The following is a 20564-nucleotide window of genomic DNA, read 5'->3' as shown; positions in this document are numbered from 1 at the left end:
ATAATTTAGTAATTTTAGAGGGGCTTGTTCTTTTAGGTAGAAGAAATCTACTATTTTTTATTGTTCATTTTTAGCTTGCTTCCAAAGTGCTTCCATTTCATTCAAGGATGCGTCAGTGAGTGTTTTAGATTGAGTGGATAGCTTTTCTTCAATATAGGCGAAACGATTTCGAAATTTTATATTCGTTTTTTTTAATGCTTTTTGTGAATCAATCGCTAAGTGGCGCGCGAGGTTAAGGAGTATAAAGTAGAGATCTCCAAACTCTGCTTCTATCTCTGAGTTTTGTTTATTTTTGATGGCTTCTTTGAGCTCTTCGAGTTCTTCTTCTATTTTTTCAAAAACTTTATCACTTTTTTGCCAATCAAAACCTACTTTAGCTGCTGCTTCTTGTAAAGCAAGTGCCTCTTGATTTGCTGGCTGGATTTGTTTTACTTTTGCGAGTATGCTTGTGGAGGAATTGTTGTTTTTTTCTTCGCACATTCTTTTTTGTTCAACCTGTTCTCTTTTTTTTATATATTCCCACTCCTCTTTTATAAATCCTCGTTTTTTTTGCTCGGCATTTCCAAAAACATGAGGATGGCGTCGAATCATTTTTTCCGTGATTGCATAAACAACATCTTCAAAAGTAAAGCTGCCTTCTTCTTGTGCTATGGTAGCATGATAGACAACTTGTAAAAGAAGATCCCCAAGTTCTTCACAGAGATCCTTTCGATTCTTTCGTTCAATGGCATCGATGACTTCGTAAACTTCTTCGAGCATATAGGGTATGAGGGATTCAAAAGTTTGTTTTTTATGCCAGATACAACCATTATCAGAGTTTCGTAATGCAGTGATAATTGCTGTGAGATCTTTGATATCTTTTGAGGCTAACATTTTGCACTTCCTTTGTAAGCAATAGAGCTTATGTTAGATGTCCCAACGCCTATGTAACCACATCCATTGTCCAGGATATTCACGGACCCAAGATTCAACAATATCATTTAATTTTTGCGTAGAAGCAGCTATATCGATATCATTTTTTTCATCACGTGGAAGTTCTACATGTTCATATAACTCTAAACGATGACGTCCACTAGGCAAACGAATACAACGTGCTGGATAAATATCACAGTCATATTGTCGAGCAAGTTTTATAATTAAGGGGTTTGTTTTAAGAGGTCTGTTAAAAAATGTTCCCATGATACCGCGGCGAAATTTTTGATCAACGAGCATACCAACATTTTCACCTTCTTCTAATTTGGCTGCTAATGCCCATGCTGCTCCGGCCTTGGAGGGAACAAGGTGTCCCATAGAAGTTTGTCGTGCTTTAAGGATTCGTTTGGCAACATAGGGATTATTGGGTGGTCTAAATAATACCGTAACATTAAGATCAAAACTTTGTGCACAAATAGGCAGAAGTTCAAAATTTCCAGTATGTGCGGTGAAAAAAATATGTGGTTTTTTTTCATTTTTTAATCGCTCAAATATTTCAATACCTTTAACCTCAATGAAACCTGGCTCGTCTGCATGAGGATCAAAATCAAAAATTTTATCAAGAAAAATATATTCGGCTAGGAAACATCCTATATTTTCCCACATTTCTATTGCAATCGCACGGAGTTCTTGCTCTGTTTTTTCTGGATATGCACTCCTAAGGTTTGCAAGTGTGATTTGATGACGATGTACAAGGGGACCAATTTTTTTTGCTAACCAAGCAAAAAAAGAAATTCCCATTTTGGCTGGAAAACATTTTAGAATAAATAAAGAACCAAAGAGCAGATATGCCCATAACAAGTAGGATATTTTTTTAGCTATAATTTTAATACGATATATGAGATTTTTAAGAGAAAGCTTCATCATGATTTAATCGATTTTAAGGATAATTTTACCAAAAACATCACGGCTCTCCATTCGTTTTAAAGCTGTATCAATTTCATCCAGCCCAACAATTGTATCAATGACAGGGTGTACGGCTTTTTGTGCCATTTTTTGCATGGCATTTTTCATATTTTCCATACGGCAGCCAAATGAACCGAATATCTTAAGCTGTTGCTGGAATAATTGCATGAGATTTATTGGTGCTGAAACACCAGAGGTAGAACCGCAAGTCACTAAACGTGCTCCTTTTTTCATACATAACAGAGAACCGTTCCATGTATCTACACCAACATGCTCAAAAACAACGTCAACACCTTTTTTTTGGGTTAATTTACGCACTACACCTTCAAAACGATCTTTACGATAATTAATCACATGATCTGCCCCAAGAGCGTGCGCTTTTGCAATTTTTTCATCTGAACCTACAGTTGTGATAACTGTACAGCCCATGTGTTTTGCAAGTTGAATGGCTGCAGAACCAATACCTGAACCACCAGCCTGTATCAGGATTGTTTCTCCTGCTTGTAGTTTTGCGTTATCGAAAAGCATATGTTCTACGGTACCAAAAGTAATTGGAGCAACTGCTGCCTGCAATTCATCACATTGGGGTGGTGATGGAACTAATAAACGTGCTGGCAAATTGACAAGCTCACACGCAAATCCATCAAGGTGAAAACCGTAGACTCCCTTTACCTGACTGCAAAGATTATCCCGTCCTTCATGACAAGCTTGGCATACTCCGCAGGTTTGTGCACCATAAATTGAGACAATCTGTCCAAGTTGGAGATGTTCAACGCCATCTCCTATTTGTATAACCTCACCAGAGGCTTCTGCACCAATGATGAGTGGCATTTTTCTTTTCGCAAAAGCCATGCCACGCCATCCCCATACATCAATATGATTAAGAGCAACGGCTTTTATCCGCACAGTTACTTCACCTATACTAGGTGAAGATGGCGGGGAAATATTGGTGATTTCAAGCCGACGATCATCGAAGAGTTGCAGTGCACGCATTATCATCCCCCTTAAATATATTATTAGGTTAGCGTTATAAAATTTTATTATTAAAGGATTATCCTTTATATGCAGTGATAACAAGACTCATATTTTGACCACCAAATCCAAATGAGTTTGACAAAACTGCATTGACACAGGCCTTACGGCTATGATGAGGAACAACATCTAAAGGGATCGCAGGGTCAGGATTATCATAATTTATTGTCGGTGGAAGTATCCCCGATTGAATGGTTAAAAGCGAAAAAACCGCTTCTATTGCACCAGCAGCAGTTAATGTATGCCCAATCATTGATTTATTAGAAGAGACTGGAATATGCTTTAAAAGATCACCGAATACTGTTGATAATGCAAGATATTCCATTTTCTCATTTTCAGGTGTTGAAGTTCCATGGGCATTAATATAGTCAATTTCATTGATGGTTATTTTTGCATCGTCTAAAGCTTTGCGAACGGATTCAATTGCTGGTGATGCATCGGGTTTTGAACGTGTACGGTGAAAGTCATCGGCGGTTTCTCCACAGCCAGCTAAAATTCCTAAAACTGTAGCATTACGGTTTAATGCGCTTTGAAGAGATTCAAGAACAAGAGCGCCTGAGCCTTCTGCCATAACAAAACCATCTCGATCACGGCTAAAGGGTTTTGCTGCTTTTTCTGGAGGCTCATTCTGAGTTGAAAGAGCAGATAGTAACGAAAAACGGATGAGAGATTCTGCTGAAACTGATCCATCTGTCGCAATTATGAGAGCTCGATTTGTTTCTCCCCGTCTAATAGACTCAACACCTAATTGAATTGCTGTTGCACCAGATGCACAGGCAGTGGAAAGTGTAACAGGAAGTCCTTTTGTGCCAAATGTTTTTTGAAGTTTTTCTGCAATTGCACCAAATTGTGTGGCTTCAAAAAGCGTCTCATGGAGTTTATCCTTACAGACTTTAAGAAGATGTGCATAAGAAGGCTCATTATTGAATTCTTCCTCTTGATCAAGACTAAAACGTGCTTTCCATTCAAGTTCAACAGGAGGAGCAGCTAGAAAGAGTGGTCCATTAAATTTTTTTTTATCAATAGCAGCTTGTTCTAAAGCTTCTTCAGCAGAAAGATGTGCAAGCTTCTCAGAGAGAGCTGAAGCACCAAGTGTACTTTCTTTAAGAAAATCAATTGTTCCAGCAATATATGTATTTAATCCCTCAACGGGAAAACGTGTTATTTTGTGGATACCACTTACACCACTTGTTAATTTTTGCCAATTTTCATGTTTCCCTTGTCCCAGTGATGTGACAATGCCTGCACCAGTTATTGCTACAAGTGGACGCCCAAAATGATCATGATATTTCACTATAGAAATTCCCCTTCAAACAGCTGTAAGACGCACAATACCTTCAGCTCTTTTTATACCAATAGTTGTAACAAATATTTCACGTACTTCTTTAGAAAAAGGTTTTTCATGAGGACTTAACGCTGGAAAACAATGTTTTTTTTCAATTGAAAGTGCTGCAAGAGCTAGAGCTAGAGGAAATTGTGCTTCCCTCATATAACCAAATAATGTTGTAATGCCACGATAAGATAGATCAGCATTATCAAGAGCATTTTGTTCTGCTTTTGTTGCTTCGTGAGCTCCTGAGGCTGCTGAAATGGCTAAGGCAGATTTAGCGCCAGCAGTTTTCAACATTGTTGCAATTGACTCTCTAAGTGGAATTTTGGTTCTATCTGTTTGGTCTGTAATAATTTGGTTAATTTCAGCATAAGCACGTGCATTGCGTTTTTTGGCATGTTCTCCACTTTCAACAACTAGGAAGATACCACCAGAACCGGCTATGATACCGCCGCCGGGGTGGATTTCACGATCCCACACTGGGCTCCATCCATTATGGGTTAAAAGACCACCAAGCTCATGCGCCAACAACATATCATAACTTTGTGCATTATAGGAACTTCCTACAAGAGCATGGGTGCTTTGACCTGATTTAATACGAGCTACAGCAATTTGAAGTGCAGAAAGACCACTGCCTTCTTCTCCCATAAATGTACGAGATGATCCAGTGACTTTATGAACAATTGAAATGTTTCCTGCCAAAAGGTTTGAAAGTTGTGCCAAAAATAATGTTGGGCGAAGTTCAGTTGAAAGAGCAACATTTAACATAGAGGTATGATAGGCAACTGTGCGCGCTTTAGAAAGAATTTGTGTATCAACAGTAATATCACGTTCTCCCCCACTTGCAGCTACGATCATATCCATTGTTGAAGTGAGTTGTTCATTATTTTTCATGCCGGCATCATCAAGAGCAAGACCAGCCGCATAGGTACCAAGACGCTGCCATGTTCCCATTTGCCGTTGATCACTTTTTTTAGGAATTTGTAAACTCCAATCAATTTCGGGCAATTTATGAACCGTGTAGGGTGAAAAAGTTGTATAATCTAGGTTTGGTGTACGGATTGGATCATTTAAGAGATTCCAATGTTGATCAGTTCCTTCCCCCAGAGAGCTTATGAGACCTATACCAGTGATGAATACAGATTGATCATGCATGGCGAAAAAACTACTCCGCCTGTTTTAAGGCAACGAGATTATCAATTTTTGCACAAAGGTTTTTAAGAACAAAGTATTCTTCTGTTGCAACGGTACCTTCGTTGACTTCTTGTGTCCATTGTTCTAGAGGGACTTTTATTCCGAAAGCTTTATCAATAGCGAAAACAATATCAAGAAAATCAAGACTGTCGATTCCTAGATCGTCAATTGTATGACTTTCAGGTGTAATTGTATTGCGATCAATTTCACTGATTTCTGCAATGATATCAGCAACTTTATCAAACGTGGAAGGCAATGTACGGATTCCTTATTATAGAGTTAGTAAATTCAAAATACATTTAATATTGTTCTTCTAGCCTTTTTTCTCTTTTAAAAAAAGACTTAATCCAGAATATAGCTGTCTTTATCTATAGAGAAAAGAGGTTTACAGTACATGAAATACTATATCTCAATATTTAAAAAACTTTGAAATTTTATTACGCATTTATTTTACGAGACTATTTTTTCTATTGGCAGCAAGGACAGCAAGGGCTGTTATATTAACAACTCCCCGGGAAGTTACTGAAGGTGTTAAGATATGGGCGGGACGTGCTGCCCCGATTAGAATAGGACCAACATGGAGTGCATTTGTGAGGCTTTTAACAGTGTTGAGCGTGATATTGGCTGAATCAAGTGTTGGAAAGACAAGCAAATTAGCTTCACTTTTAAGACGAGAATTAGGAAAAACACGATCACGAAAAACTTTGGAAAGGGCAGCATCAGCATGCATTTCACCATCTGCTTCTAAATCAGGGTGTAATTTGGCAAGAATTTCTGTTGCACGTCGCATTTTACGCGCACTTTCTGTGTTTTTAGAACCAAAGTTTGAGTGTGATAATAAGGCTGCTTTTGGTGTTATTCCAAATGCTTCAACTTCTTGAGCTGCCAACACAGTCATTTCAGCGATTTCTTCTGCAGAAGGATTTTCATTGACGTAAGTATCTGTAAGGAAAAGAGTACGTTGTTGAGAGATAAGCAAACTCATAGCAGAAAAACGGTGAACATTAGGATCAAGACCGATAATTTGTTCAATCAATTCAAGTTGGCGTTCAAAGCGTCCTTCTAAGCCGCAAATCATTGCATCTGCTTCTTCACGCATAACGGCAAGGGCAGCAATAGCCGTTGTTGATGTTCTCACTACTGTTTTTGCCATTTCAGGCGTAACACCACGCCTTCCTGTATAATGAAAAAATAAATTAACATAATCACGAAAACGTGGATCATCTTCAGGGTTTGTTAATTCAAAATCTATACCGGGACGAATTCTTAAACCAAAGCGTTTTAATCTTGCTTCTACGACATGTGGACGGCCGATAAGGAGGGGCGTTGCTGTTTGTTCTTCAATGACAACTTGTGCTGCACGAAGGACGCGTTCATCTTCACCATTGGCATAGATGACGCGTTTACGTTTTGCTGTTTTTGCTGCAGCAAAAACAGGTTTCATTGTTAAACCAGAAAGAAAGACAAACCGATTGAGGATATCATAGTAGGCTTCCATATCTTCAATGGGACGAATGGCGACACCTGTTGCCATTGCTGCTTTAGCAACAGCGGGAGCAATACGCAGTATTAAACGCGGATCAAAAGGAGAGGGGATCAGATAGTCTGGTCCAAAATTGGGTGGTTCTTTTGAGTATGCACGTGCTACAACATCTGAAGTTTCTTCACGTGCAAGGGCAGCAATCGCATGAACAGCGGCCATTTTCATTTCTTCATTAATTGCACTAGCACCTACGTCTAATGCACCACGGAAGATATAGGGAAAACAAAGGACATTATTAACTTGATTGGGATAATCAGAGCGTCCTGTGCAGATCATTGCATCTGGTCGTATAGAGCGTGCTTCTTCAGGCATAATTTCTGGTACTGGATTAGCTAGCGCTAAAATGAGTGGATTTTGAGCCATTCTTTTAAGATATTCAGGCTTTAAAACACCACCCGCAGATAGGCCTAGAAAAATATCCGCATCATCAATAATATCAGATAAAGTTCGTGCGTCCGTTTTTTGTGCGTAATTGATTTTCCAACGATCCATAAGGGTCTTGCGACCTTCATAAACAACTCCCTCTAAGTCACTAAGCCAAATATTTTCAACTTTTGCCCCAAGACGAACCAAAAGATTAAGGCAAGCGAGGGCAGCAGCACCTGCACCTGAGGTAACTATTTTTGCATTTTCAATTTTTTTTCCTGAAAGATTTAAGGCATTTAATACAGCAGCAGAAACAATAATGGCAGTTCCATGTTGGTCATCATGAAAAACTGGAATTTTCATTTTAGCACGAAGCTTTTCTTCGATTTCAAAACATTCAGGAGCCTTAATGTCTTCAAGATTAATACCACCAAATGTAGGTTCTAAGGTCGATATTGTTTGTACCATTTGTTCTATATCGGATGCATCAATTTCAATATCAAAAACATCAATATTCGCAAATTTTTTAAATAAAACGGCCTTGCCTTCCATAACTGGCTTGGAAGCGAGTGGACCAATGTTTCCTAAACCAAGAACAGCAGTTCCATTGGATATAACAGCGACTAAATTAGCACGGGAGGTATATTGAGCAGCAAGATTGGGATCTTCATGAATCGCAAGACATGGTGCTGCAACGCCTGGAGAATAAGCAAGAGCTAAATCACGTTGATTATCAAGAGGTTTTGTTGCTTGTATTTCCAATTTTCCAGGTTTTGGGTGTTGGTGATAAAAAAGTGCGGCACTGTCAAGTTCAGCTTTTGGTGAACTGAAATCACTATTTCGTTCTCTAGACATTTTTATGATATCCAAGTTAGCGTATGTGTATATGAGATGTTCCATCTACGATAAGGTTTTGTCCACTAATAGATCCTCATTTCTCTGAATATCAAAATGCATGAGTATGAGAAAACTCTTCTGGATCGTAAAACCAGTTTGATGATTCTTTTTGTTTGTGCACAATGAATAATTTCATTGATAGCAGCACGATTAGCTTTTTCTTTCCTTAATAAAACGCGTAAAAATTGATTAGTCTACAAACAAATAAAATATTACTAATGATTACATTACCAAGCCATTATTTTTTTTGCAATGCTTACAAATTAAGGAAAAAAAAGAAGAGTGTTTTCTATTAACTTCATCTTCTTTATTTAAATTTCTATAGGGAGATAGAAGAAATTTTAAATAACAATTTGCAATTTATAAATTGTTTTTGCAGCTATTTAAAAGGAAACTGGAACTTTAAAAATGGAAGTCATTTTGTTTATTATTCAATTGAACTCTTAATAATGCGAGCTGTATATTTTTAATATACTTACAAATCTGTGTTTTAATAAACGAAAAGTATATCCGAAACAGCTGTAATTGCATGTTTTATACCTAAAGTTCATATATTCCGTATAATGCGTTACTTTATAATTTATAATGAATCATCTCGTATGTTGAATAGGAAATTTGAATACAATAAGCTTCTTTTATTTCAAATTCACCTAATATAATAAAAAAACATTTACTTACATAATTCAAACGAGAGTAATATGTGGATAAAAATATTAAAAAAATAAATAGAAGTGTTTCTATAAGCTATTTTAATACAAAAGCATGAATTTTTTTCACAATTAATAAAAATAATTATTACCGATTTTGTACCTTTATGAAACTATGAAAAATAAAGAAGTTAAGAAAAGATAAGGAAATAGAAAACATGCTTTATCATTCTTAGAATGATATGTTGTTTGATAAGCCATTACGCTTCTTTAGGGTTATTGCTTAGGATATCAAAGAAAACCCGCATGCCAATTATCCCAACCTTTGAAGTACAAAGCTACAGTTGAAAGAAAAGTACTCTATGATAAGTCATTAAAACAACTGGAGAGAGAGAAAGTGGAAAAATATTTTTTCCACTTTTCTTATTTGTTATTGGATTCGACCACTTGCATGAGCAAGCATAGTGTAAACTTTTCCGGTATCTGATATCAAGTACTTGCGAACTGAGTTGGAAGAGCCAGAACTGCGCGATATATCACGTAAGAGCTTTTCGAAATCTGTAACATATTGATTCACTGAACGTTTAAACCCAAAATCGCTCATATATTTTTTCTTAATCATTTCAAATATTTTTTGTCCATTTAAGGTGTAAAGGCGTTCTGTTACGATGTTTTTTTGTCCACGTTGATAATGATCCCATAGCTCAACAATGGCATTGTGATTAATAGCTTGCACTATACCAGAAGCTAATGAATTAAGAGAGCAGTTTGCAGGAGATGGTTTTGTTTGCACTGATGTTAAAACATCATCACTAGGGGGAGCATCATAAAATGTTTCTTCACGTGAAGCTCTTTCTAAGAGATTTGATACCCATTTATTTGGTCTTTTTTTGCTTTGATCTTGTTGCAAGATAGGCTTAGGTGGCACAATCTTTTTAACAGACTCAGTGGAACTGTCACTTTTTTGATTAAATATTGATGATGTAGGAAATGCTGATATTAGCTGTTTTTGTACGCTCTTTTGATCATTTTGTATAACACTGACTAAATCTTGTAACGCTGTAATCTGTTCATTCAAAGCTGTGCGAATTGTTTGCGTTGTTTCTTTTGTTTTTTCTGGAAGTTTTTTTACATTTTCATTGATATCATTATTAATCTTTGAAAGCTCTAAACGAACTTCATCAGCGGAGCGACGTATATCTTCTGCTGCTTCTGAAAAACGCGTTGATGCTTCACTAACAAGCTTATTAAGTGATTGTTGGAATGAATTTGTGGAGTTACGCGCATTCTTATCAGAGCGTTCAAGTGCTAAGTTGAAGATTTTTTCATAATGCCCAATCATTTGATTAATTTCATGAGACTTTGAAACAAGAGCATCGCTTAATACAGAAAGCGTATTATGTTTTTCTTCAAGTGTTGCACTAAGTGAATTTTCAGACTGTTCAAGAACATGAATAGTTTGGGAAAGTGTCTTTGCATGTTCACCAAAACTGCTCGTTATATGATTAATTTGTTCAAAGGTACTCTTTGAAAGTCCTTGCAGAATTTCAACATTAGTATTGAGCGCTTGATTTGAGGCTGACAAACGCTCTGCTACTTGGTCCGTGTTGCGGAAAAAATTATTCGTACTCTCATTAAACTGCCCATCAATATTTTGAACAGCCGATAATAAAACATTACTATTTTCGTGAAAATTGTGAATTGATTGATTCAACTGTGTTAAGATGGATGAGACATTATTAACAAGCTCTTCCTTCATAATCGTTATTGTTTGAAGTGTTTCAGAGTTGGCTTTGGTTAAGCTATTCACTAAAGATTCATTATGTGCATAAATTCTTTGTTCAGCATCTTGTGTGGAAAGAGAGAGTTGTTCACCGATATGCTGTGTTAAAGAATCAATTGATTCTGTCGTATTTTGCGCTGCTTGATTTAAGTGATTTGTAAGCTCTGTTATTTTTCCAACATGTTGTGAAATTTGTGTTGTTGTTTGATTTCCAGCATCTTCCAGACGGCTCGTGACATCAGAGAGCTGATATCCTAAATTATTTTTAAGATTTTGCATAGAGTGATGAAGAACATCACAGCGTTCATTAAGGACTTGCTCTATTGCTGTTGTTGATGTGTGAATAGTTTCATTCAATAATGCTTGTGCATTATGACTGGCTGTTGCGAAAGCTTCGACAGTATGCGCTGTTTGTTCAGACAGAACGGACAGAACTTTTTCACTGGTATCATAAACAGTTTTTTTGACATTTGATACAATGCGATTGCCTGATTCTGAGAGAATATTTTCTGCTTGTGCAGTAACATTTGTAACAGATGAAAGAATTTGTTCACTCGTAGAAGAAAGAATATCAGAAGCTTTTATAATCTTATTATGCAGGTTATCTGTAACTGTATTAACAGAGTCTTCTAAGGTTACACGCATATTGTCAACACTACTTTCCAGCGCTTGTTGAATTATCTGACTTTGCTCATTATTAAAAATGAGAGACGTTTTTAACGTGTCAGAACGTTCCTCAATAACAGATGTTTGCATATCAATGGCTTCACAGATTTGGCTGAATTTTTCAGATAATGTTTCCTCTAGCGTTGTTGTTCGTTCAAAAATTTTGTGTGCACGATCTTCTAGATCTGTATCAAATGATTCCATACGTGTTTCAAGGGTTTCAAAGAAAACACCACTCGATTGAGAAAGAGTATTCTTTAAAATTTCGGCATGGTTTTCAAGGTTTCTGATATGATCTTGAACCGTTTCAGTAATGTTTTTATTATTGGCGACAATTGCACTCTCAACTAAATCTATTTGTTGTTTCAATGCAACATCGACACGTATATCACTTTTTGCAATGAGGTTATGGATTGTTTCCATGCGTTGCTCAAGTGTGCGTGCTTGATCGGCAAGAACTTCATTGAGAGAAAAACTATTAATCGCTAAAGAGTCGCGCAGAGCATCGGCACGGATATCAATATTTCTCGCCTGTGCTTCTAAAGCATCTTGGGTTGTATTGCAGCTTTGTACAATGACATCTTGTAGCTTTTCAGTGCATTGAATGATGTTTGTAATATGATTTTCAGCTTGTTTATCAACGACTTGAACATTATCAGCCAAAACTTTTTCAATATGAGAAGTATTTTGGGACAAAACATCAATTTGATTTCTTAATGTATCCGCAATTTTATTTTTCTCGTTATCGAGCATGTCTGCCATAAGAGCTCGTTGATCAGAAAGTTGTACTTTAAAATCTTGTGAACGTTCTTGTATGATATCAACAATGGCATTGTCGACATATTGAATTTCTTCTCTCAGACTTTCTTTACTTTTATCAATTGCAGAAAGAATAGCTTCACGTCCATTTGTAAATGCATGGGTAATGTCTGCTGTTTTTTCTTGGAGGTTCTCATTTATTTTCAAGACATGAGCTTCCAAGAAGTTACCAAGTTTTTCAGCATTATCCTCTAAAGCCTGACTGCGTTCTATAAAGGAATCAATGATGGAATCACTATGTTCTTTAAGAGAAAGATCAACAGTTGCTAAACGTTGTTCAAAGGCTCCAATTGCTTGCGAGGTTACGTTATCAAATTTAGAAGAGAGTTTATGTGCTTGGTCGTCGAGCTTTAAGATCTTCTCATCAAAATTCTGTAGAGATTGATTATTACGATCAATAAGAGCTTTATCCAAGGCTTTAAACTTTTCATCGACAGCGTGCAAAGTTTGATCTGTTACTGCTTGTATATGTGTTGCAATTTTAGCAACATGTACTTCCGCTTTTTCTGCTGTTTCATTAAAGGTTTTTTCTATTTGTTTTTCATTATGATCAAATCGTTTTGCAAAACCATCAAAGTTTTTTCCTAATTCATGAAAAAATTCCGTGTTTTTCTGCTGAATTTGTGTTGTTGTTTTGTTAAATTTTTCAACAAGTTGATTTGTTACGCCATCACCGGCATAGGAAAGTTTTTCAACAAGGTCTTCACCTTGTTTTTGTAAAGTTTGAGAAAGGGTTTGTGCAAGCTTTTCAACATTGGTCACAATGTTAGAGGTAACCAAACCAAATTCATCACTCAGTTGTTCTTGGGTTCCTTTAATTGTTGATTGTACGCGATCTGCGTGATTCAAAATGGCTATGCGTTCATTACTCAATTCTTTGATTAATGTGTGAATGCGTGATTCATTCTCAGCATAGGCTTGTTCTAGATTGTGAACTTCACCTTGTATGATTGCTTCAAGTTCAACAGCACGTCCGAGGGTACGTTCAATACCTTCGTTCATTGCCGCTACTTCTTCACGAATGGTTTGCCCTATAGCAATAGCTTGTTTTTCAGATAGATGTTGTGGTTCACTAAGGCGCTGTGCAGCATTGGTCATAAGAAGCGCAATATTATGCAAGTCGTTTGAACGTTTTGTTAATTGAGCAACGCCCCAAGATATAAGGATAGGAATTGCTGTTCCGGCTGCTACAGCAAGTCCTGTTGGGGATGTAACAAAAGTGCTGATATTGGATAAAGAGCTGAGTCCGGTAGGTGCGAGCTTATGCGCAATAAAAGCTCCTCCCGTTGCCCATAAAGCACTAAGCGCTGTTGTATACCAGTAGACTCGAGAGGAAGAACGCTGCTTGAATGGTCCAAAATTTACAGGGGTTGTTATATCATCATTTGCAGGAAGAAGTTTTGTAGGCAATAATGTATTATGAACAGTTCCACCTGAAATATCAGGTGAAGGTTTTGGAGCAAAAAGCTGTTCAACAACGGATTTATCAATAACAGCTTCATCATGAATATTAGAAACAAAAGTTGACGTACCGTTTTCAGCAAAAAATTCTTCTTCTGCCATTGCAATTTTTTGAATCAGATCATCAACATTAACAACATTTTCAGAATTATTGGATGATATCGTTTCAAATCCTGTGTCATCGAAATCAAAGTTCATAGCTTTTGTGAGGGCTTCTTCAACTTCAACTTCAAATGTTTGCAATTTGGTTCTGCGTGCCATACTCGCCTCGTACTCTTACAGCCGGAAAAGGGATACGTCCTCTTCCACATAATTTCTATATACTAGCTGTTAATTATTTAGAAAGGAATATGCTTAGGGAAAAATTTTAAAAACTTATCAAGATAAAGTTAACGCAGTTTCTTATACCCTGTTTAAAAATGTTATAAAATATAGTAAAAACAATTTATTATTTAAATCTAACAAAAACAAAAATACTGTTTACAACTTGTGTTTATAAAAAGCTTTATAAGCCGGCAGTCTTTGAAATAAGGACAATTTAATAGCAGTTATATATACAGTAAGGTGCGAACGCCTCTCTTTAATACCGATAATCGTTAATAAATGTTGTTGTCCGCTTACTTTTATTGATTCTAAACGAAGCAGTTTCATCATCACATATAGTCTGTAATAGCTTAGGACGTATAAAAGTATGCCTTTGAATTGTAAGCTCATAAAAAAGTAAACGTGGAAAAATTTTTAATTTAGTATAGCTTTTCGTAAGCTGTACTTTATTATTGCCTTAAAGAGCCGTTTTTTCTCTAATTTCAGTTGTTTGTTGCTGAATTTTGAAGCTTCTACGTTGACAATTGGATATTTTTCAGTCGATATGCATGCACGAATATTTTATGCAATCTAGATAAAGGTGTAAGAATAATGGCAGAGCGATCACAACACCTACAAGATGTGTTTTTAAATACGGTGCGTAAGCAAAAAATTTCCCTTACAATTTTTCTTGTCAATGGCGTTAAACTCACGGGTATTGTAACTTCATTTGATAATTTTTGTGTTCTTTTACGCCGAGATGGACACGCGCAATTGGTTTATAAGCATGCTATTTCTACGATTATGCCTGGGCAGCCTGTACAGATGTTTGAGGGTGAAAGTCCTGAGTAAACATATCATTTTAAGATAGACCTCTTATCCCATTTTAAAAGTACTTAGATTGCTATGATAAATGAAAATGAGAGATTAGGAGGGGTATTTGCGCAGAACACAGGACAGGTGCGCGCACTTGTTTTGATACCGTTTTTTCAAGAAAATAGAAGTGAAAGCTCTTTGAGAGAGTGTTCTGTATCTTCTCGTGTTAAAGAGTCATTAGGGTTAGCGCGTGCTATAGGGTTAGAAGTTGTTAATTATGAAACGATTAATATTGCAACGCCTCGCTCTGCGACTCTCTTTGGAAAAGGTAAAGTAGATGCGTTAACCTGTTATATAGATGAATATTCTATTGAGCTTGCGATTGTAGATCACTTTTTAACGCCAGTACAGCAGCGTAATTTAGAAAAATTATGGAATTGTAAAGTTATCGATAGAACGGCTTTGATTCTTGAAATTTTTGGGGATCGTGCACGAACAAAAGAAGGAGTTTTGCAAGTAGAGTTAGCGCGTTTGTCCTATCAAAAAGGGAGGCTTGTGCGTAGTTGGACACACTTGGAAAGGCAACGGGGGGGGCGTGGCTTCCTAGGTGGACCTGGTGAGACGCAAATTGAAGCAGATAGGCGTCTTTTACAAGAGAAAATTATTCGTATTCGCCGCGAATTAGAAACGGTTATTAAAACACGTGCACTTCATAGAGCAAAAAGGAAAAAAACATCTTATCCTGTTGTGGCACTGGTAGGATATACGAATACAGGAAAGTCAACTCTCTTTAACTGTTTAAGCGGTGCAGATGTTTTAGCAAAGAATATGTTATTTGCAACGCTTGATCCGACTTTGCGCAAAGTTGTTCTTCCCCATGGAAAAACTATTCTTTTGTCTGATACTGTAGGGTTTATTTCTAATTTGCCAACAAATTTGATTGCAGCTTTTAGAGCAACCCTTGAAGAAGTGGTTGAAGCGGATCTCATTCTTCATGTAAGAGATATGTCAGATCTTGATCATCGAGCACATGCTCAAGATGTTTTAGAAGTGCTTTCAAGTCTTGATATCGATATTGATGATATGGAGCATATCATAGAAGTTTGGAACAAGATTGATATGTTGGATGGGCAAGCATTGAGTGTTTTACAAACAAGCGCAAAAACACGATTAAATCCTGCTCTCATGGTATCAGCACTTAAAGGGGATGGACTTGATCAATTATTAAGAGCTATTGAAATGCGAATTTTTGGAGAGGTGCAAAGCATTGAATATCTTTTACAGCCTCATGAAATGTCGCTTATCGATTGGTTTTATGAAAACTCTGCGGAAATAGTGCAAGAAGGACATGATGATGGGTCTATTACCATTAGAGCCGTTATTACTTCTGAAGCAAAAAAGCAATTAGAGAATATCAAAAAAAATATGAATTAAGTTCTTTAAAGCTATTGTCGAACATTTATGCTTAAATTTTATGTTTTTCTTATCTCAAAATAATATGACAGCAAATTAAGAGGATAGTTACTACTTTCTCTTAATAAAACAATATGAAGAAGTATTTTGCTGGTTAAAATAAAGATGAGTCTTAAGTGTAATAAAAGACTATTCGTACGTACCGTATGGCGAAGCATTTTGATTGTTTTGCTATTACAAATGCTATGTGTATCTTTGATTTGGTTGTATTATTTTGTCCAGCCCCGTGGTTACCAAGCAACTTTAGTATTTTCATTATCTGATTCTGTAGGAAAACCATTACCAATTAAAAAGCAAGACGATGTTATCGCTTTTTTGTTTTCACAGCCTATGTTCTTCAATGATTCGAATTTTTCTTTAAGTGCTTCTTATAAGAAAAAAAATCATGAAAATATCCATTTATCGCGTCATGGTGATTTTATCGATCTTACTTTTGAAGCCGAGACACTTGAAGCAGCTCAACGTGGGTTGGAAATTTGGTTTTCCGCATTTTCACAAGCAATCATAAAACAGAAACAATTTTTGTTAAATGATAAATTAGAAGACAAACAATATGATAATACTGCAATCGTTAATATCGTGCAGGAATTTCGTAAATCTGTTGATTCTTTTATTCAGCATGGTGTAAAACAAACAGAGCTTCATGATCTTTCGATGCAATTAACGCAAGCAACTTTAAAGCGTATTCATTTAACAAGTTTGAATTCAACAATTAATATGATGCGTGAAAATGGGCAGTCTTTACTGTCTTTATCGTTTATTGCAGGCAATTCAGCAATTGTTTCTCTGGAATCTAAACGTGACCTCTTGGAAACACAAAGAGCACATATGGCTGCGCAACTGGGGTGGACACATCCTCAAATTAAAGCGATGACTGCAGAATTAGAGACAGTTTCTCATCAATTAAAAAATAAAATTTTACAAATCGTTTATCAAGTTCATTCAGATGAGGTTATTGCAACGGAATTAGAAAAACAGCTCAAAAAAAGAATAAACTTTTTTGTAAAAGATCAATCCCAATCTTTGAATGAAATATTTAACGAGTTTGAAAATAAAATAAAAGCAGCAGTCGATGCACAAAATGAAGCGATGAGCAAGTCTGCTCAACGAAGAGAAAAAATTATTGATTCATATCGGAGATTGAGTGATGATCCTCTTCTCTTACAAAATACAAATATCCACGTGGTTATGCCAACAACGTTAGCACCAATTTCTTTTATGGCTCTTTATGGAAAAAATATTCTTGTGAGTGCATTGGCCAGCTTCCTTACTCTTTTGCTAGGAATATTGTTATTTTATCCGTGCTTTAAAAGCAAAAAAGACCAACTCTCAGAAGAGGATTTGAGATCAAAAGAAAATGCTCTTAAGAAGAATGAGAGTATTTTAGTCTCTCAAGAAATGAAAAATTTTGAAGCTTTTATTACGATAGAGGGATTATCTGATGTTTTGAAATGGCGTGCTTCAACCATTGTTTCAATCATTGGACCAGAGGCTGCACGGACAGCGGCAAAGCTTTCACTTCATCTCACAAAAGAGAATAAAACAATTTTGTTGGTCGATATTTCTGGTCAACAAATAGAGAAAGTCATTGGCCCACATCGCGGACTGAGTGATATTTTAACGGGCAATGCCAAGTTGCATGATGTTATTTACCGTGATTATGATACGGGGGTTGATATTCTTCCTCAGGGGTTAACAAGTGCTATTTCTGCACAAGATTTTTCAAATGATATTTCTCATATATTACAAGAATTTAAAAAAGAATATGATTTTATCATCCTAGAGATGGCAAGTGAACCAAAATATGGATTTGAGCAATTTGCAGAGCTAACAGACTATTATATTTGTAATACTGTTCTTAATGAACAAGAATGGATGATGCGGATGGTAGACAGCTTTCCAAAGACTGTTTATCGCATTGTTGCATCATAAGCTTCGTAAAAAAAGAAATATGTATCGCATGTTATAGTGGTATGCTTGTTTTTTGCTAAAGTTGTAGTACATACTAAAATAGACAAAGAGTTAATGTTTAAATTTTAAAATGCATTTTAGTTGGAGAGAAGCGTGGGGCAATCAGAGATGGCAGTAAAGAGATTAAACAATAGCATTTTAACACCTGTGCAAAAGAAAAATAGAAAACAAATACAGGTGTGGCTTTACTCTATTTTATTGCTTTGTTTGGCAATTGTCTTAGTGGGTGGCGCTACTCGTTTGACGGGATCAGGATTATCTATAACGGAATGGAAGCCAATACATGGCGTTATTCCACCGATTGGTGCGGATCAATGGCAAGAGGAATTTTTAAAATATCAACAGATAGCACAGTATAAGCTGCTTAATCCTGATATGACTTTAAGTGCTTTTAAGGTCATTTTTTGGTGGGAATGGGCGCATCGTTTTCTTGGGCGTCTTGTTGGTCTTGTTGCTTTATTGGGGCTCATTTGGTTTTGGGCGACTAAGCGTGTTGAAAAAAATATCTTACTTCCGCTTATTGTCGTGCCTATTCTTATCGCCTTTCAAGGCTTTATTGGTTGGTGGATGGTTGCTTCAGGGATTGGGCAAAGTAATTTAACAAGTGTGAGCCAATATCGTTTGGCATTTCATCTTATAACGGCATGTTTTGTTATTGTTTTTGTTACTTATTTATCTCGAGGACTTGCAGAATACTCAGAAAAGCCAGCAAATCAAAAGGTGCAATATTTTGCGGCTTGGCTTGTTATTCTCGTCTTGATAGAGATTTATTTCGGAGCTTTGGTTGCAGGGCTTCATGCTGGAAAAGTCTATAATACATGGCCGCTTATGGATGGGCAGATTATTCCTGATGGATTGTTGCAGCATCGTCCTGTTTGGCTCAATTTATTCGAAAATTCCTTAATGGTTCAATTTATTCATCGGTTTTTTTCTTATTTTTTATTTATTGTCTCAGTTGTTCATGCTTTCTATGTACAAAAAAATGTTCCACATTCAACTCATTCTCGTCGTGCATTTCTTATCTGTGTTATGATTATTATCCAAGCACTCTTGGGTATCTTAACACTGTTACATGAGGTTCCGATAAGTTTAGGGCTCATTCATCAAAGTATGGCACTAGCAGTGTTATGTTTTGCGGTTGCGCACTGGCGAGCAACAAAAGGGGCATATCGCGTTGTTGAATAAAAGTTTGTGTTTAAGGAGGTTTAGTCGCTTGAAAGCATTAAATCGAGGTTTTGTATAGCCGCAGCTGATGCGCCTTTTCCTAAATTATCGAATATGGCGCTGAGATTAAAAATACCTTCACGATCATTTCCAAATACGAACAGTTTCATATCATCTTTATTGGCTAAACACTCTGGATTAAGTCTTTGAAGTGAAGCAGTTTCTTCTTGTGATGCAACTAAAATGGTATTTTGTCCATCGTAATGGTTTGCGAGAATTTCGCGCAAATCAGAACAGTTTGCTGATTTTGTGAATAAATGGCGGTGCAGAGGAAGATTCACAATCATTCCCTGAGAAAAACGACCCACACTTGGTATAAAAAGTGGGGTTTGATTGATTTGTCCATAGATTTTGATTTCTGGCACATGTTTGTGTTCAAGATTAAGACCATAGATAAAATAATTGTCCTGAATATTTTGTTGAGATTGATTTTCCATTTGTAAAATCAACTGTTTCCCACCACCAGTATAGCCGGAGATTGCATTAATCGAGATGGGATAATAGGCGTCTAGTAGTCCTGCTTCACGGAGGGGGCGAATCAAACTAATGGCCCCGGTAGGGTAGCATCCGGGATTGGTTACATAATGTGCAGCTTGGATGCGCTTTCTTTGTCCTGCTGTCATTTCAGGAAAACCGTAAACCCAGTCTGGTGCAATACGGTGGGCTGTCGAGCTATCAATAATCCTAATGTTTTTATTTTTTTTAAGCCAATGAACTGTTTCGCGTGCAGCATCATCTGGAAGACACAAAATAGCAATATCGGCTTGATTAAGATAGTCTTGTCGCAGATGAACATTATGGCGATCTTTATGAGCTAGAGAGAGTAGTTTTAAATCTGTACGCCTTTCTAAGCGTTTTTGTATTTGTAGTCCGGTTGTGCCATGTTCACCATCAATAAAAACTTTGGTTAGCATTCTTATTTGCCTTCGTATTAACTTTGCCTATTATATTCAGCTTTTCACATTATAAATTATTTCTAATCATTAAATTATTGAATTTCTTTAGATTATAGATATTTTTTGTAAAAGGTGTAAACAAATTAAGAGTGTAAAAAAAGAAATGTAATCTCATTTTTTACCATTCTTGAGAGGGAAGTTTTTCGCTGTTTTTATAACAAAGAATAAGATAAATATTTGCTTCATTATTTTTGAGTGTAAGTAG

The 20564-nt window shown here is 36.4% G+C and carries 13 protein-coding genes; 4 read left to right on the top strand and 9 right to left on the bottom strand.

Translation table 11 applies throughout. The annotated features are described in order from the left end of the window. Positions 1 to 57: 57 nt before the first annotated feature. The 8 genes from mazG to ACFILN_RS04230 all read right to left on the bottom strand — a co-directional run bounded on the left by mazG (position 58) and on the right by ACFILN_RS04230 (position 13877). On the bottom strand, positions 58 to 873 hold the full coding sequence (gene mazG / locus ACFILN_RS04265; protein ID WP_375637474.1) for a nucleoside triphosphate pyrophosphohydrolase: 816 nt from the start codon (positions 871 to 873) through the stop codon (positions 58 to 60). Positions 874 to 906: 33 nt separating this feature from the next. Next, positions 907 to 1836, bottom strand: coding sequence for a lipid A biosynthesis lauroyl acyltransferase (locus tag ACFILN_RS04260; RefSeq protein ID WP_375670977.1), 930 nt, complete (start codon positions 1834 to 1836; stop codon positions 907 to 909). Positions 1837 to 1842: 6 nt separating this feature from the next. Next, positions 1843 to 2871: a zinc-binding dehydrogenase gene (locus ACFILN_RS04255; RefSeq protein ID WP_375654570.1), complete on the bottom strand. Its 1029-nt coding sequence runs from the start codon at positions 2869 to 2871 to the stop codon at positions 1843 to 1845. A 58-nt stretch (positions 2872 to 2929) separates the two neighbouring features. Continuing rightward, a complete protein-coding gene (locus ACFILN_RS04250) occupies positions 2930 to 4204 on the bottom strand; it encodes a beta-ketoacyl-ACP synthase (RefSeq protein ID WP_375631263.1) in 1275 nt (424 codons plus the stop codon). 15 nt (positions 4205 to 4219) lie between these two features. Next, complete coding sequence (locus ACFILN_RS04245; RefSeq protein ID WP_375670959.1) at positions 4220 to 5395, bottom strand: beta-ketoacyl-ACP synthase; 1176 nt, start codon at positions 5393 to 5395, stop codon at positions 4220 to 4222. A 10-nt stretch (positions 5396 to 5405) separates the two neighbouring features. Further along, on the bottom strand, positions 5406 to 5690 hold the full coding sequence (locus tag ACFILN_RS04240) for an acyl carrier protein (RefSeq protein WP_375620202.1): 285 nt from the start codon (positions 5688 to 5690) through the stop codon (positions 5406 to 5408). A 189-nt stretch (positions 5691 to 5879) separates the two neighbouring features. Next, positions 5880 to 8198, bottom strand: coding sequence for an NADP-dependent malic enzyme (locus ACFILN_RS04235; RefSeq protein WP_375643179.1), 2319 nt, complete (start codon positions 8196 to 8198; stop codon positions 5880 to 5882). Positions 8199 to 9317: 1119 nt separating this feature from the next. Further along, a complete protein-coding gene (locus ACFILN_RS04230) occupies positions 9318 to 13877 on the bottom strand; it encodes a hypothetical protein (protein WP_375670958.1) in 4560 nt (1519 codons plus the stop codon). 654 nt (positions 13878 to 14531) lie between these two features. Between ACFILN_RS04230 and hfq the strand changes: the two genes are divergently transcribed. The 4 genes from hfq (at position 14532) to ACFILN_RS04210 (ending at position 19364) form a co-directional block, all read left to right on the top strand. Then, positions 14532 to 14771: an RNA chaperone Hfq gene (gene hfq, locus ACFILN_RS04225; protein WP_005773461.1), complete on the top strand. Its 240-nt coding sequence runs from the start codon at positions 14532 to 14534 to the stop codon at positions 14769 to 14771. 54 nt (positions 14772 to 14825) lie between these two features. After that, positions 14826 to 16169 carry a GTPase HflX gene (gene hflX / locus ACFILN_RS04220; RefSeq protein WP_375670956.1) on the top strand — a complete coding sequence of 448 codons (1344 nt, stop codon included), beginning with the start codon at positions 14826 to 14828 and terminating at the stop codon, positions 16167 to 16169. A gap of 144 nt (positions 16170 to 16313) precedes the next feature. Then, on the top strand, positions 16314 to 18140 hold the full coding sequence (locus ACFILN_RS04215; RefSeq protein WP_375670955.1) for a hypothetical protein: 1827 nt from the start codon (positions 16314 to 16316) through the stop codon (positions 18138 to 18140). Between the two features lie 147 nt (positions 18141 to 18287). After that, on the top strand, positions 18288 to 19364 hold the full coding sequence (locus ACFILN_RS04210; protein ID WP_375663115.1) for a COX15/CtaA family protein: 1077 nt from the start codon (positions 18288 to 18290) through the stop codon (positions 19362 to 19364). Between the two features lie 20 nt (positions 19365 to 19384). On the opposite strand, the gene argC is transcribed toward ACFILN_RS04210, so the two are convergent. Next, a complete protein-coding gene (gene argC, locus ACFILN_RS04205) occupies positions 19385 to 20317 on the bottom strand; it encodes an N-acetyl-gamma-glutamyl-phosphate reductase (protein ID WP_375670954.1) in 933 nt (310 codons plus the stop codon). Between the last annotated feature and the right edge of the window lie 247 nt (positions 20318 to 20564).

It is taken from the genome of Bartonella sp. CL434QHHD, from assembly GCF_042195145.1.
Lineage (GTDB): Bacteria > Pseudomonadota > Alphaproteobacteria > Rhizobiales > Rhizobiaceae > Bartonella.
This window is presented reverse-complemented; position numbering and strand designations above follow the sequence as displayed.